The organism is Blastococcus litoris (genome assembly GCF_003075095.1).
GTDB classification, from domain to species: Bacteria; Actinomycetota; Actinomycetes; order Mycobacteriales; family Geodermatophilaceae; genus Blastococcus_B; species Blastococcus_B litoris.
In genome coordinates this window covers 505807-518556 of the sequence record NZ_QCZF01000001.1, presented here as the reverse complement: position 1 = coordinate 518556, position 12750 = coordinate 505807, and the positions used below count along the sequence as shown (strand labels likewise).

The 12750-nt window shown below is 74.7% G+C and carries 17 protein-coding genes, 1 tRNA gene and 1 pseudogene; 9 read left to right on the top strand and 10 right to left on the bottom strand.

The window, feature by feature from the left end:
* The first annotated feature begins 40 nt into the window (after positions 1–40).
* Together DCS98_RS02605 and DCS98_RS23990 are read left to right on the top strand one after the other, a co-directional pair.
* A complete protein-coding gene (locus DCS98_RS02605) occupies positions 41–1591 on the top strand; it encodes a PP2C family protein-serine/threonine phosphatase (RefSeq protein ID WP_116449751.1) in 1551 nt (516 codons plus the stop codon).
* 15 nt (positions 1592–1606) lie between these two features.
* Positions 1607–1849 (top strand): annotated as a pseudogene (locus DCS98_RS23990) (FmdB family zinc ribbon protein); the annotation flags it as partial.
* Positions 1850–1863: 14 nt separating this feature from the next.
* On the opposite strand, the gene DCS98_RS23495 reads toward DCS98_RS23990, so the two are convergent.
* Positions 1864–2058, bottom strand: coding sequence for a hypothetical protein (locus DCS98_RS23495; RefSeq protein ID WP_241037167.1), 195 nt, complete (start codon positions 2056–2058; stop codon positions 1864–1866).
* Between the two features lie 70 nt (positions 2059–2128).
* On the opposite strand from DCS98_RS23495, the gene cpaB reads away from it, so the two are divergent.
* Both cpaB and mscL read left to right on the top strand, forming a co-directional pair.
* Positions 2129–2755: a Flp pilus assembly protein CpaB gene (cpaB, locus tag DCS98_RS02595; RefSeq protein WP_116449749.1), complete on the top strand. Its 627-nt coding sequence runs from the start codon at positions 2129–2131 to the stop codon at positions 2753–2755.
* A 44-nt stretch (positions 2756–2799) separates the two neighbouring features.
* A complete protein-coding gene (gene mscL, locus DCS98_RS02590; protein ID WP_116449748.1) occupies positions 2800–3237 on the top strand; it encodes a large conductance mechanosensitive channel protein MscL in 438 nt (145 codons plus the stop codon).
* A gap of 4 nt (positions 3238–3241) precedes the next feature.
* Here mscL and DCS98_RS02585 read toward each other — a convergent pair whose 3' ends face one another.
* Positions 3242–3934 (bottom strand): YbaK/EbsC family protein, encoded by a 693-nt coding sequence (locus tag DCS98_RS02585; protein WP_116449747.1) that lies wholly within the window; start codon positions 3932–3934, stop codon positions 3242–3244.
* Positions 3935–4051: 117 nt separating this feature from the next.
* Here DCS98_RS02585 and DCS98_RS02580 point away from each other — a divergent pair, with 117 nt between their 5' ends.
* The gene (locus tag DCS98_RS02580) at positions 4052–4408 is read left to right on the top strand and encodes a VOC family protein (protein WP_116449746.1); all 357 of its coding nucleotides are present in this window, start codon (positions 4052–4054) and stop codon (positions 4406–4408) included.
* Positions 4405–4824 carry a PaaI family thioesterase gene (locus DCS98_RS02575; RefSeq protein WP_116450139.1) on the top strand — a complete coding sequence of 140 codons (420 nt, stop codon included), beginning with the start codon at positions 4405–4407 and terminating at the stop codon, positions 4822–4824. The genes DCS98_RS02580 and DCS98_RS02575 overlap by 4 nt, the downstream gene beginning before the upstream one ends.
* Here the strand turns inward: DCS98_RS02575 and DCS98_RS02570 are convergent.
* The 5 genes from DCS98_RS02570 to DCS98_RS02550 are packed head-to-tail and all read right to left on the bottom strand — an operon-like array spanning position 4821 to position 7796.
* Positions 4821–5723, bottom strand: a complete 903-nt coding sequence (locus tag DCS98_RS02570) for an MSMEG_6728 family protein (RefSeq protein ID WP_116449745.1) — start codon at positions 5721–5723, stop codon at positions 4821–4823. The genes DCS98_RS02575 and DCS98_RS02570 overlap by 4 nt on opposite strands.
* Before the next feature lie 15 nt (positions 5724–5738).
* Entirely contained in the window at positions 5739–6044 is a 306-nt protein-coding gene (locus tag DCS98_RS02565) for a biopolymer transporter Tol (protein WP_116449744.1), read from the bottom strand.
* Positions 6041–6898, bottom strand: a complete 858-nt coding sequence (locus tag DCS98_RS02560) for an NAD-dependent protein deacetylase (RefSeq protein WP_116449743.1) — start codon at positions 6896–6898, stop codon at positions 6041–6043. The genes DCS98_RS02565 and DCS98_RS02560 overlap by 4 nt, the downstream gene beginning before the upstream one ends.
* Positions 6899–6937: 39 nt before the next feature.
* Positions 6938–7384: an SRPBCC family protein gene (locus DCS98_RS02555; RefSeq protein WP_116449742.1), complete on the bottom strand. Its 447-nt coding sequence runs from the start codon at positions 7382–7384 to the stop codon at positions 6938–6940.
* Between the two features lie 43 nt (positions 7385–7427).
* Complete coding sequence (locus DCS98_RS02550; RefSeq protein WP_116449741.1) at positions 7428–7796, bottom strand: hypothetical protein; 369 nt, start codon at positions 7794–7796, stop codon at positions 7428–7430.
* 172 nt (positions 7797–7968) lie between these two features.
* On the opposite strand from DCS98_RS02550, the gene DCS98_RS02545 reads away from it, so the two are divergent.
* The gene (locus DCS98_RS02545; protein WP_116449740.1) at positions 7969–9888 is read left to right on the top strand and encodes a PKD domain-containing protein; all 1920 of its coding nucleotides are present in this window, start codon (positions 7969–7971) and stop codon (positions 9886–9888) included.
* On the opposite strand, the gene DCS98_RS02540 is transcribed toward DCS98_RS02545, so the two are convergent.
* The 3 genes from DCS98_RS02540 to DCS98_RS02530 form a co-directional block, all read right to left on the bottom strand.
* On the bottom strand, positions 9885–10301 hold the full coding sequence (locus DCS98_RS02540) for a hypothetical protein (protein WP_116449739.1): 417 nt from the start codon (positions 10299–10301) through the stop codon (positions 9885–9887). The genes DCS98_RS02545 and DCS98_RS02540 overlap by 4 nt on opposite strands.
* Positions 10302–10338: 37 nt before the next feature.
* Positions 10339–10692, bottom strand: coding sequence for a glyoxalase superfamily protein (locus DCS98_RS02535; RefSeq protein WP_116449738.1), 354 nt, complete (start codon positions 10690–10692; stop codon positions 10339–10341).
* 76 nt (positions 10693–10768) lie between these two features.
* Positions 10769–10841 (bottom strand) — tRNA-Arg (locus DCS98_RS02530).
* A gap of 180 nt (positions 10842–11021) precedes the next feature.
* On the opposite strand from DCS98_RS02530, the gene DCS98_RS22805 reads away from it, so the two are divergent.
* Both DCS98_RS22805 and DCS98_RS02520 read left to right on the top strand, forming a co-directional pair.
* The gene (locus DCS98_RS22805) at positions 11022–11342 is read left to right on the top strand and encodes a GNAT family N-acetyltransferase (protein WP_164704337.1); all 321 of its coding nucleotides are present in this window, start codon (positions 11022–11024) and stop codon (positions 11340–11342) included.
* Positions 11343–11378: 36 nt separating this feature from the next.
* A complete protein-coding gene (locus DCS98_RS02520; protein ID WP_116449736.1) occupies positions 11379–12749 on the top strand; it encodes a cryptochrome/photolyase family protein in 1371 nt (456 codons plus the stop codon).
* The last annotated feature ends 1 nt before the right edge of the window (position 12750 follow it).

Below are 12750 nucleotides of genomic sequence, written 5' to 3'. Positions count from 1 at the left end.
TAATCTCCGTGACGACATGGTTACCGTCCGGCTACGCAAGGTGAGCATCGTCGTCGCGGTCCTGCTGCTGGCGATCACCGGCGTCCTGGCCTTCCTCACCTGGCGGGTGACCACGCACGGCGAGGAACGGCTGCTCGACCGCCAGCTCGCGCAGGTCGGGTCCCTGCTCAGCACGCAGGCGGCGGTGCTGCAGGTGCAGCTGGCCGACGTCGGTGCCGTCGCCGTCAACACCAACGCCAACCCGGGCTCCTTCGCCCGCTTCGGCGCGACGCAGCTGGAGCAGACCGGGCAGTCGCTGTCGCTGTGGCGGGTCACCGACGGCCGGGCGGAGCAGCTGGCCGTGCAGGGCGTGGACCCGGTCCTGCCCGGGAACGGCTCTCAGGCCCTCACCGCGCTGCAACCGGACGGGCAGCTGGTGATCCTCGGGATCCTCCCGGGCGAGCCGCGCCGGCTGGCCTACGGCCTCATGCCGGCCGAGGGCGCGGGCGACCTCCTCGTCTACGCCGAGTCGCCGCTGCCCGACGGCGAGCCGGCGCCGGTCGACGACGCCTCGCCCCTCGCCGGCCTCGACCTGGCGCTGTACCTGGGCACCCAGGCCGACCCCGACCAGCTCCTGCAGGCCACCGCGCCCACGCCGATCGACGGCGATCCGCAGCGCACCGCGGTGCCGTTCGGCAACACCACGGTGACCGTCGTGGGAGCCTCCGACGCCCCGCTGTCCGGTCCGCTGGCCGCGGCCCTGCCGTGGATCGTGCTGGGAGTGGGCTGCGCGCTGGCGGTCGGCGCCGTGACCGTCGTCGAGTTCGTGTCCCGCCGCCGGGCGCTCGCCGAGGGCCTCGCCGCCGAGAACGACCGGCTCTACCGCCAGCAGCGCGGCATCGCCGGCACGCTGCAGCACGCGCTCCTCCCCGTCCTGCCCGAGCTGACCGGCCTCGAGGCCGCCGCCCGGTACGTGGCCGGCGTCGACGAGCTGGCGGTCGGCGGCGACTGGTACGACGTCATCGAGGTCCGCCCGGGGTGCGTGGTGTTCGTCGTCGGCGACGTCTCCGGGCGGGGACTCCCCGCGGCGACGACCATGGCGGCGCTGCGCTTCGCGGTGCGCGCCTACCTCGCCGAGGGCCACTGCATCGAGACGGTGCTGGCCAAGCTGCGCTGCCTCCTCGACATCGACACCGAGCACCAGTTCGCGACGGTCCTGCTCGGCCAGCTCGACGCCTCCGCCGGGCGGCTCCGGCTGGTGTCGGCCGGGCACTTCGGCCCGATGCTGGTCACCGGGGACGGCGCCCGGCTGGTCGACTGCCCCGTCTCCCCGCCGGTCGGCGTCCCCAGCCCCGTCCCGCCGACCGCGGTGACCGTCGACGTGCCCGGGACGGCCACGCTCCTGGCCTTCACCGACGGCGCCGTCGAGCGCAGCGGCGAGGTGATCGACGACGGGCTGGACCGGCTCCGCTCCGCCGCCGCGGCCGCCGCGGCCCGACCGCTGCCGGCCATGCTCGACGACCTCATGAGCAGCCTGGTGGACGGCGGCAAGAAGGACGACACGGTGATCCTCGCGATGCGCTGGACCGGGGCGGCTCCCACCCGGGCGTGAGGCTCTGCACGGTGCGTGGACGCCGGCCGCGTCGATGGCGCATCATTGGCAGTCGCCGGGTGCGAGTGCCAGCCCCGACCCGAACGTTCCGCACCACCAGGGAGACCCGTCGTGCCCACGTACCAGTACGCCTGCACCAACCCCGAGGGGAAGCACGAGTTCGAGGTCGTGCAGTCCTTCAGCGACGCCCCGGTGAGCGAGTGCCCGGAGTGCGGCGCACCGGTGCGCAAGGTCTACGGCTCCGTCGGCGTGGTGTTCAAGGGCTCCGGTTTCTACCGGACCGACAGCCGGAAGTCGGCCTCGTCGTCGGAGACCTCCTCGTCGAACGGCTCCTCGACGTCGTCCTCCTCGTCCACGTCGTCGTCGTCGTCGTCGTCGAAGGAGGGCTCGTCGTCCACGTCGAGCGCGAGCACCTCGTCCGGCTCCTCGTCGAAGGCCGCGAACTGACCCGCTGAGGCGCCGTCCACAGCGGACGGCTCTCTCCACAACCTCTCCGGGCACGTCCGGAACGCCCGTCGGCCGCCCCAGGCTGGGCCGGTGATCCGCCTGCGCCGTCCCCGTCATCCGCTGCACACCGCCCGCCGGGCGGCGGCGGTGCTGCTCGCCGTGCTGGCGCTGGTGCTCGCGCTGCGCCCCGAGCCGCCGTCTCCCGCGGTCGACCGGCCCGCCGACGCCCCGGTGACCGTGGCCGCCACCGACCTGCCGCCGGGCAGGGTGCTCACCCGGAGCGATCTGTCGCTCGCCCGGCTGCCGGTGGGCGCTGTGCCGGGCGGGGTGGCCGCCGAGCCGTCGACCCTGGTCGGGCGTGTGCTCGCCGGGTCCGTACGCGCCCGGGAACCGGTCACCGACGCCCGCCTGGTCGGCGCCGGCCTGACCGCCCTCCTGCCGGAGGGGCAGGTCGCCGCACCGGTCCGGCTCGCCGACCTCGCCGTGGCGGCCCTCGTCCGCACCGGCGACCGCGTCGACGTCCTGGCCAGCGCTCCCGACGCCGGTACGGCGGAGACCGTCGCCGCCAGGGCCCTGGTCCTCGCCGTCCCGGGCGAGGCCGCCCGGGACGACGCCGCGACCGGGCTGCTGCTGCTGGCCGTCGACGGCGGCACGGCCGCCCGGCTCGCGGCCGCGTCGACCACCGCGACCCTGACGATCAGCCTCCCGCCGCCCTGACGCGCCTCGTACGTCCCGGGCCGCCGGTGTGCGTGGATGGACCCATGATCAAGGGATTCAAGGACTTCCTGCTCCGCGGCAACGTGGTCGACCTGGCCGTCGCGGTCGTCATCGGGACCGCGTTCACGCTGCTGGTCGGATCGTTCACCAGCTCCTTCCTCGAGCCGCTGATCGGTCTGGTCGGAGGCGGTGGCGTCGACGGCGGCACCTTCACGATCAACGGCCAGACCTTCGACTGGGGCGCGTTCGTCAACCAGCTCATCACGTTCGTGCTGACCGCCGCGGTCGTCTACTTCGTCGTGGTCCTGCCCATGAAGACGCTCGTGGAACGGCGCAAGCGCGGTGAGGAGGCAGGCCCGGCCGAACCGACGCAGGTCGAGCTGCTGGTCGAGATCCGCGACCTGCTGCGGGCGCAGCAGGGACAGGGGCCGGGGCGCGACCCCTCCGGGCCCGGGACGACGAGCCTGCCCGGTCAGCTCTGAGTAGTCAGTCGCTCCCCCAGTGCGGGGGCCGGTCCTCGAGGTAGCGGCGGTCGTCGTCGGAGGGGTCGGTCGGTCGCTCGCCCCACCCGACATCGCTGTCGTCCGGCGCCCGGAGGGGCCGCACGGGCGCCGGAGCCGGCTCGTCCGGGACCGGGGCCATCGGCCGCCCGAGGCCGTCGAGCACGTGGGCCGACGGCAGCCCGGCAAGCGCCGCGCCCGGGACGGCGAGCTTGCTGCCCCGGATCCCCGAGCCGATGACCACCACGTCCGCGGCGGCGACCGCCGGGTCCACGAGGACCGGCCACCCCTCCGGCAGCCCGACCGGGGTGATCCCGCCGAACGCCATCCCCGACTCGGCGACCGCGACGTCCTGGGGCGCGAACGACGCCTTCCGGGCGTCCAGGTGGCGGCGGACGACGCCGTTGACGTCGGCGCGCGTCGTGGCGAGGACGACGCACGCGGCGAGGGTGGTCTGGCCGGCGCGCCGGGCCGCGACCACCACGCAGTTCGCCGAGGCCTCCAGCGGCACCCCGTACGCGTCGCTGAACGCGGCGGTGTCGGCCAGCTCGTCGTCGATCTCCGCGACCCAGGCGGCTCCGCCGAGCAACGGGACCGCCGCGGCGACCGGCGGGGCCAGGAGGTCGGGCCGGTCGGCCACGGGGAGCCAGGTCAGGGAGCCGAGCTGGGGAGAGGGCACGGTGCGATCCTCCGGTACGGCCCCGGCAGCGACCACACCGCCCGGATGGCCGGATCCCGGCGGCTCACGGCCGCATCCCGCCTGTCGTCCCGAACGGCGCCCCGCCAGGATGGGGCCATGATCGGTCAGCTGCACTCCGTCGTGATCGACGCACCCGACGCCCACGCCCTCGCCGGCTTCTACGCCCAGCTGCTCGGCATGGAGGTGAAGGGTTCGCCGGGCGACGACTGGGTGGTCGTCACCGGCGCCGGCTACAGGATCGCCTTCCAGCAGGCGCCGGACCTCCAGCCGCCGGACTGGCCCGATCCGGACCGCCCGCAGCAGTTCCACCTCGACATCCGCGTGGCCGACGTCGACGAGGCCGAGCCGGAGGTCCTGGCGCTCGGCGCCCGGCGGCTGCCGGGCGGCGGAGGGGACTTCCGCGTCTACGCCGACCCGGTCGGTCACCCGTTCTGCCTGGTGTGGGACGCGTGAGCAGCGACCTGCCCTCGGTCGACCTCACGGCCACGAGCCCGTTCGTCGCGGCGATCAACTTCGCCGTCGCGGAGGCGACGGGCTCGCGCGTCACGGGGCACGTCGACCTGGGGCCCGAGCAGCACACCCCGTGGGGCGTCGTCCACGGCGGCGTGTACTGCTCCGTCGTCGAGTCCGCCGCGAGCATCGGGGCCAGCACGGCCGTGCGGGAGCACGGGCAGTTCGCCGTCGGGGTCAACAACAACACCGACTTCATCCGCAGCATGACGGCCGGCCGGGTCGAGGTCGTCGCCGAGCCGGTGCAGCAGGGCCGCACCCAGCAGCTGTGGCAGGTGCAGCTCACCCGCGCCGAGGACGGCAAGCTCGTCGCGCGCGGGCAGGTGCGGCTGCAGAACGTGCCCCTGCCGGGGAGCTAGGCCACGGCAGCCGGGTCGAGCACCACGCGGAACAGGGCGCGGGGGTCCTGCAGGGTCGCCGGCGGCAGCGCCGCCGAGCGCGGGACCACCCGCTCCCACCGGGCCGGCCGGCGGTGCGGGAGCAGCTCCCGGCCCTGGAAGAGGTAGTCCCCCACCACCTCCCCGAGGAGCAGCCCGGCGCCGTGCTCGATCGGCAGGCCGACGCGGTCGCCGGGCTCCATCTCGTCGAGGAACGCCGACAGCTGGCGCAGGTCCTTGGCCGGGCGCCGTCCCGACAGCTCCTTGGACAGCGTCCGCAGCTCGGTCGGCGTCATGCCGGTCGCGTCGACGTCGATCCCCGACTGGGTGCCCAGCCCGACCACGCCGGCGGCCAGGCAGGCGCCGAGCTCGGTGTGGGCCCGCGGCCGCACGACCCACACGCCGACGCCCTCGGGCGCCGGCACGGGCGGCACGTCGTCGGGACCGGGCCACGTGTAGGGGAGGTCGTCGGGATCGGCCGGGAACCGCGAGCGGTAGAAGCCCGGGTCCTTGGCGAGCAGGTTGGACCGGTGCGACAGGTGCAGCTCCTCGTCGCCCACCCAGCTCGGCAGCAGGCCGGCCGCCGCCGCCTCGGCCTGGGTCATCCTCGCCGCCTCCGGGGCGAACTCGGCGATCAGCGCCTCGGTGGTGTCGGCGAACCCGCGTTCCCGCCAGACGCGGACCATCGCCAGGGAGTAGACGACCAGCCCGGCCGTGTGCCCCCGCCACATGGTCACGACCGGGTGGTTGGCCCAGCCGTAGTCGGGGAGCTCGAGCGCGCGCAGCACCTGCAGGCACTCCACCCGCTGCTTGCCGAGCCGGGGGTTGTCCAGGAGACGGGCCGACTCGGTGAAGTCGGCGACGGGGAGGAAGGTCTGCACCGTCGCCAGTCTCGGTCAGTCGCCCAGCGCCCGCAGCGCGGTCTCCCAGCGGGCCCGCCGCCCGGCGTCGTCCTGGTCCCACCAGGCCGGCCCACGCTCCCCCAGCCCGGTCTTGGCCAGCTGCACCCGCTCCCGCGCTGCGGCCACCGCCTGCTCGTCGCCCGCGCGTCCCGCCGTCCGCACCGCCGACCGGGCGACCCCCAGGTGGTGCAGCAGCCGCTCGCGCACGCCGTCGGGCAGCGCCGGGTCCGCGGTGCGCCACCGCCTCCCGTCGACGACGACGTACCGGCCGTCGTCGGTCCGCCCGACCTCGCCGGTCACGCGCCGAGGCGTTCGGCGAGCGCCGGCAGGACGGCGCCCAGCGGGGCGTCCACCCGGACGTCGGCCTTCGCGTCGCCGCGGGTCGGCCCGACGTTGACGATCGCGACCGGGATGCCGAGCTTCGCGGCGCGCAGCACGAAGCGGTAGCCGCTCATCACCGTCAGCGACGAGCCGAGGACGACGAGGCTGCCCGCCTCCTCGACCAGGCCGAAGCAGTGCTCGACGCGGTCGCGCGGCACCGTCTCGCCGAAGAAGACGACGTCAGGCTTGAGCGGTCCGTCGCCGCACGCCAGGCATCCGACCATGACGAAGCCGTCGAGCACCTCGTCGGGCAGCTCGGCGTCGCCGTCGGGGTTGATCTCGTCGGTGCGCGGACCGAAGCCGGGGTTGGCCGCCCGCAGCCGCTCGTCCAGCTCGGCCCGACCGGCGATGTCGCCGCAGCCGAGGCAGACGGTCCGGTCGAGGCCGCCGTGCAGCTCGACGACGTCACGTGCGCCGCCCGCCTGGTGCAGCCCGTCGACGTTCTGCGTGATGACGCCCCCGACCAGCCCGGCCGCCTGCAGGTCGCCGACCGCCCGGTGCCCGTCGTTGGGCAGCGCGGCACGGATCTGCCGCCAGCCCACGAAGCTGCGCGCCCAGTAGCGGTGCCGGCCCCGCGGGTCGCGGGTGAAGGTCTGGTAGGTCATCGGCGTGTGCCGGCGGAGGCTGCCGGTGGCTCCCCGGTAGTCGGGGATGCCGGAATCGGTGGACAGGCCCGCGCCGGAGAGCACGACGGCGTCGCCGTCGGCGAGGAGGTCGGCGAGCGCGTCGACCCCCGCGTCCGGGCGGGGGTCGGCGAGACGTGCGGAGGTCACCCGGCCATCGTCCCCTCCCGGCGCACGTCGTGCCGCGGGTCAGCGACCGGCGAGCTCCGCCTCGAGGCGCTCCAGCACCTGCTCGTGCACCCGGCGCAGCCCCTTCGGGGCGAACGTGCTCTCGAAGAAGCCCCCGACGCCACCCGCACCGTTCCAGGTGGTCCGCACGCGGACCGTCGAGACGCCGGCGTCAGCCGGGAGCACGGTCCACGTGGTGACCATCGAGGAGTTCGCGTCGGATTCCACCAACGAGTCGGCCGTGGGCTCGGTGACCTCCAGCAGCTGGTCGCGGACCCGCTTCGACGTCGCCGCGAACCGCCAGTGCACCCGGGTGCCCGCGCCCTGGCCGCCGGCCTCGACCCGGTAGTCGCTGAACTGCTCCGGGAGCGCCCGGCGGCGGGCGCCCTCGTAGTCGGCGAGGGCGGCCCGCACCTGCTCGGCGGGGGCACGGACGACTCGTTCGGCGGTGGCGACGACCTGGCTCATGCCCGTGATCCTCTCCTCCGCGCCGACCCGGCGCGGCGGCGGCCTACTGCGCCTCCTCGGCGTTCAGGTACTCGCAGCGGTAGCGCGCGGCGGACATCGACTCGGTGAAGCGGGCCTCCCAGGCCGGGTCCCGGGCGGGGAAGGACTCGATCACCCGCTCGTCGAGCACGACCGGCCGCCCGTCGAGGCCGGTGTAGACCTTCTGCACGAGCACGCGGGTGGCGCCGTCCACCTCGTCGTGCGCCGGCAGCCACCGCGCCCCGGCGATGGCCGCCGACAGCTCGGCGCGCTGCCGCGCGGGCAGGGCCCCCGCCGTGCCGCTCCGCAGCGCGTTCCACAGCGCCCAGCCGACCGTGCCGATCGCCGTGAGCACGAGCAGGAGGAGCGCCAGCTCGATCAGCCCCAGGACCACGAGCCGACGGTAGTTCCCGCGGGCGGCGGAGGGATGCGTCCGTCCGGGTGAGCCGCGCGGGAGGGACTTACCAACGCGGGGACCGCGAACTACGGTCCGCGCAGCACTGAGGGGGCCCAGCAGTGCGGCGCCCGGACCCGGCGCCCCGGGCACACGCCGTGAGGAAGCCGCCATGCGCATCCGCAGCATCGCACCGCTCGCCGTCCTGGGCCTGGTCCTGGGCGTCGTCGCCGGGGGCACCGGCGCGAACGGGGCGGCCGAGCCCGGCGTCGTGCACTTCACCTCCGCCGGTGACTTCGGCGCGTCGGCGAACACCCGTGCCGTGCTCTCCGCCATGGACGACCAGGACCCCGACCTGGCCGTCACGGTCGGCGACCTGTCCTACGGCGCCACCGGCGCGGAGCAGCAGTGGTGCGACCTGGTGACCTCCGAGGTCGGGGCCGGCTTCCCGTTCGAGCTGCTCGCGGGCAACCACGAGAGCAACGGGCTCAACGGCAACATCAACGACTTCTCCGCCTGCCTGCCCAACCAGCTGCCCGGGCTGGTGGGCACCTACGGCCGCCAGTACTACGTCGACGTCCCCCAGGTCGACCCGCTGGTCCGGTTCGTGATGATCTCGCCGAACCTCGGGTTCCCGGACGGGCAGTGGAACTACCCGGCCGGCAGCGCCCGCTACGAGTGGACGGCGGCGGCCATCGACGGCGCCCGGTCGCTCAGCATCCCCTGGGTCGTCGTGGGGATGCACAAGCCCTGCCTCTCCCTCGGGCAGTACACCTGCGAGATCGGCGCCGACCTCATGCAGCTCGTGATGAGCAAGAAGGTCGACCTCGTCCTCAACGGGCACGAGCACCTCTACCAGCGCACCCACCAGCTCGGCCTCCGGACGGGGTGCACGGCCGTCCCGACGAACACCTTCGACCCCGACTGCGTGGCCGACGGGGACGCCGCGATGAGCCAGGGCGCGGGCACCGTCTTCGCGACGGTCGGGACCGGCGGCCAGACGCTGCGCGACGTCAACGCGGCCGACAGCGAGGTGGGGTACTTCGCCGCCTACCAGGGGGCCAACCGGACGCCGTCGCACGGGTTCCTCGACGTGCGGGCCACCGCCGACGCGCTGCAGGCGTCGTTCGTCCGCGCCAACGGCACCTTCGCCGACGCCTTCACGATCACCCGTGGGGCACCGCCGCCGAACGCCGCCCCCACGGCTGCCTTCACGTCGACGACGTCGGGGCTGACGGCCACCTTCGACGCCCGTGGGTCGAGCGACCCGGACGGCCCGATCAGCTCGTACGCGTGGGACTTCGGGGACGGCACCACCGGCACCGGCGCCCAGCCGCAGCACCCCTACGCGGCCGCGGGCACCTACGACGTCACGCTCAGCGTCACCGACGGCGGCGGGCTCACCGACCAGGAGACGGGGCAGGTCACCGTCACCGCGCCACCGCCGTCGACGGTCTTCGTGCAGGACACCTTCGGCCGGACGGTGTCCAACGGCCTGGGGACGGCGGAGGTCGGTGGCGCCTGGACGACGTCGGGGACGTCGTCCAACTTCTCCGTCTCCTCCGGCAGTGCGGCGCTGAACCTGCGCACGGCCGGGACGACGATCGGCGCCTGGCTGAACGCCACGACGCGGACCGACACCGACCTCCGGATGAGCCTGTCGGTCGACAAGGTCCCGACCAGCAGCCTCTACCTCGACGTGGCCGGGCGACGGGTGAACGCGACGAACGAGTACCGGGCGCGGCTGACCCTGCTGTCGTCCGGGCAGGTGAACATCGCCATCAACGCGCTCAACGGCTCGACGACCCGGGTCGTCGCCCCTGCGATCCGCGCCTCCGGCGTGACGTACGGGCCGGGGACGGTGCTCAACGTCCGGATGCAGGCCACCGGCACCGGCCCGACGACGCTGCGCCTCAAGGTCTGGGCCGCCACGGCGCCGGAGCCGACGGCGTGGCAGCTGGTCACCACCGACTCGGGGGCGGGACTGCAGGCGGCCGGCTCGGTGGGGTTGACCGCGTACCTGTCCAGCGGCGCGACCAATGCACCGGTGGTCCTGCGGATGGACGACGTCAGCGCGCGCCCGGTCGGCTAGGCCGGCTCGGCCGCACCCCGTGTCGCAGCCGGCTCGGCGCTGCAGGCCAGCACGCGGCCGGCGTCGGGGTCGGGCAGCGGCAGCTCCGCCGTCCCGCCGCCGCGCACCGGGTGCGGTCGCCGGGGCTGGCGGATGCCGTCGCCGCCGCCGCGGTGCGGGTAGACCAGGACGCCGGTGACCGGATCGGGCGTCGCGTCGAGCGCGGCGAGGAGGACCGGGGCCTGCCGGAAGGCGTCCCGGCGGCGCTCGTCGTCGAAGGTGAACTCGAGGACGACGCCCCAGCTGTGCGCGTGCTCGTCCCAGAACACCGCGCCACCGGTCACGGCCGCCTCGACGATCCGGTCGTGCCAGGACAGCTCCCACCCGGCGGCGGACGTCGCGCCGTCGAACACCTCGATGGTGAGCCAGTTCACAGTGGCTCCGACGCTACGCCCGGCCGGGGTGGTCCGGCTAGTCCGCGTGCCCGACGACGTTGAGCACGACGCCGTGCGGGTCGCGGACCATGAAGCGGCGCACGCCCCACGGCTCCTGCGTCAGCGGGTGGACGATCTCGTAGCCCCGGCGCTGCGCCTCGGCGTGCATGGCGTCGACGTCGCTCACCGCCACGGTGCACGCGGACTGCTCCGGCGCGGTCGCGTCGCCGGCGACGAGGCTGACCTGGATGCTCGGGTTCGTCGGCGACCGGAAGCTCGCCACCCAGCCGAGGTCGAACTGCTTCTCCAGGCCGAGGAAGTCCTCGTAGAACTCGTGGCCGGTGCCGGCGTCGTCGACGTTGAGGTTGGTGATGATGCGGTGCAGGACCATCGCGGTCGCTCCCTGGTCGGTCGTCGCGGGAGGACCATCCTGGCCAGCTCCCGCGACCGCCACCAGCGGACGTGCGTGCCCCCGGCAGGATTCGAACCTGCGGCACACGGTTTAGGAAACCGATGCTCTATCCCCTGAGCTACGGGGGCGACGGCGTGGCGAGCGGTGATCGCCGCGCCGATGGCAAGAGGCTATCCGGTGCCCCGGGGAACACCCGCCACACCCGACTCGTCACCACAGGTGAGAGCGACCGACGCATCCCCGGACTACCTTTCCGGGTACACGTCGGGCTCCGGCAACGGCGCCGGGGGACGGGAGGACGAGGAACGATGGACACGAAGGTGGTGGACGTCCCCGAGAAGGGACGCTTCGAGATCCGGCTCGACGGCCGCGTCGTCGGTCTGGCCAGCTACCACGTCGACGGCAGCACGATGACCCTCCCGCACACCGAGGTGGACCCGGGTGTCGGCGGCCGGGGCATCGGCACGCAGCTGGTGGCGGGCGTGCTGGACGCCGCGCGCGAGCGCGGGCTGACCGTCCTGCCCTACTGCTCCTTCATCCGCCACTACATCCAGCAGCACCCGGAGCTGACCGACCTCGTCGCCGAGGACGACAGGCCGCACTTCGGCCTGGAGACCGCCGACCGCTGACCTGCGCCGCGCGCGGTCCCTGCCTACGCTCCGCAGGTGCCGACGTCGCTGCTGTGGTTCCGCCGCGACCTGCGGCTCGGCGACCACCCCGCCCTGCTCGCCGCCGTGGACGACGCGGGGGCCGACGGCGACGTCCTGCCGGTGTTCGTCGTCGACCCCCGGCTGTGGGGGCCGGCCGGTGGGCCGCGCCGCCAGTTCCTCCGGGACTGCCTGGCCGCGCTGCAGGAGTCGCTCGACGGCGCCCTGGTGGTCCGCTCCGGCGACCCGGCCGCCGTCCTGCCTTCGGCTGCCCGGGAGGTGGGCGCGGCGTCGGTGCACGTGTCGGCCGACGCCGGGCCGTACGGCCGCCGGCGGGACGCCACCGTGGAGCGGGCGCTGGGCGACGTCCCGTTCGTACGGACCGGTTCCCCCTACGCGGTCACGCCCGGCCGGGTGACCAAGGCCGACGGCGAGCCGTTCCGGGTCTTCTCCCCCTTCGCCCGCGCCTGGCGGGCGCACGGCTGGCGCGCCCCCGCGCCGCGACCGGAGGGTGTGCGCTGGCTGCGGCAGGTGCGCACGGACGGCCTGCCGCCGGAGCAGGACCTCGGCGACGTGCGGCTGCCGCCCGCCGGGGAGGCCGCGGCGCTGGCCGCCTGGGAGCGGTTCCGCGACGGGCTGCTGCCCGGGTACCCCGAGACCCGCAACCTCCCGGCGACCGACGGCACCAGCCGGCTCTCGGCCTACCTCAAGTACGGCTGCATCCACCCGCGCACGCTGCTGGCCGACCTCGCGGCCGACGGCGAGGCCACCGAGGCCGTCCGGCGCTACACCGACGAGCTGGCCTGGCGGGAGTTCTACGCCGACGTCGTCTGGCACCGGCCGGAGTCGGCGCGCGAGCCGCTCGACGCCCGCACCGGCGCGATCGAGTACGACACCGGGCCGGAGGCCGACGCGCACTTCGACGCGTGGGCGGAGGGCCGCACCGGCTACCCGATCGTCGACGCCGGCATGCGTCAGCTCCTCGGCGAGGCCTACGTGCACAACCGGGTGCGGATGATCGTGGCCTCGTTCCTGGTGAAGGACCTGCACCTGGACTGGTGGCGCGGTGCCCGCCACTTCCTCCAGCACCTCGTCGACGGCGACCTGGCCAGCAACAACCACGGCTGGCAGTGGGTGGCCGGCACCGGCACCGACGCCTCGCCCTACTACCGGGTGTTCAACCCGACCCGGCAGGGCAAGCAGTTCGACCCGGACGGCGACTACGTGCGCCGCTGGGTGCCCGAGCTGCGCGACGTCCCCACCGCGTACGTGCACGAGCCGTGGCTGGCGCCGGGCGGACCGCCGGCCGGCTACCCCGAGCCGATCGTGGAGCACGCCGCCGAGCGCCAGGTCGCGCTCGCGCGCTACCAGCAGGTCCGGTCCTCGTGAC

What these genes read in the sequence shown, in the direction of transcription:
- mscL (WP_116449748.1), top strand. Translation starts at nt 2,800, where the DNA reads ATGATCAAGGGATTCAAGGACTTCCTGCTCCGCGGCAACGTGGTCGAC.
- DCS98_RS02580 (WP_116449746.1), top strand. Translation starts at nt 4,052, where the DNA reads ATGATCGGTCAGCTGCACTCCGTCGTGATCGACGCACCCGACGCCCAC.
- DCS98_RS02555 (WP_116449742.1), bottom strand. Translation starts at nt 7,384, where the DNA reads ATGAGCCAGGTCGTCGCCACCGCCGAACGAGTCGTCCGTGCCCCCGCC.
- DCS98_RS02545 (WP_116449740.1), top strand. Translation starts at nt 7,969, where the DNA reads ATGCGCATCCGCAGCATCGCACCGCTCGCCGTCCTGGGCCTGGTCCTG.
- DCS98_RS02535 (WP_116449738.1), bottom strand. Translation starts at nt 10,692, where the DNA reads ATGGTCCTGCACCGCATCATCACCAACCTCAACGTCGACGACGCCGGC.
- DCS98_RS22805 (WP_164704337.1), top strand. Translation starts at nt 11,022, where the DNA reads ATGGACACGAAGGTGGTGGACGTCCCCGAGAAGGGACGCTTCGAGATC.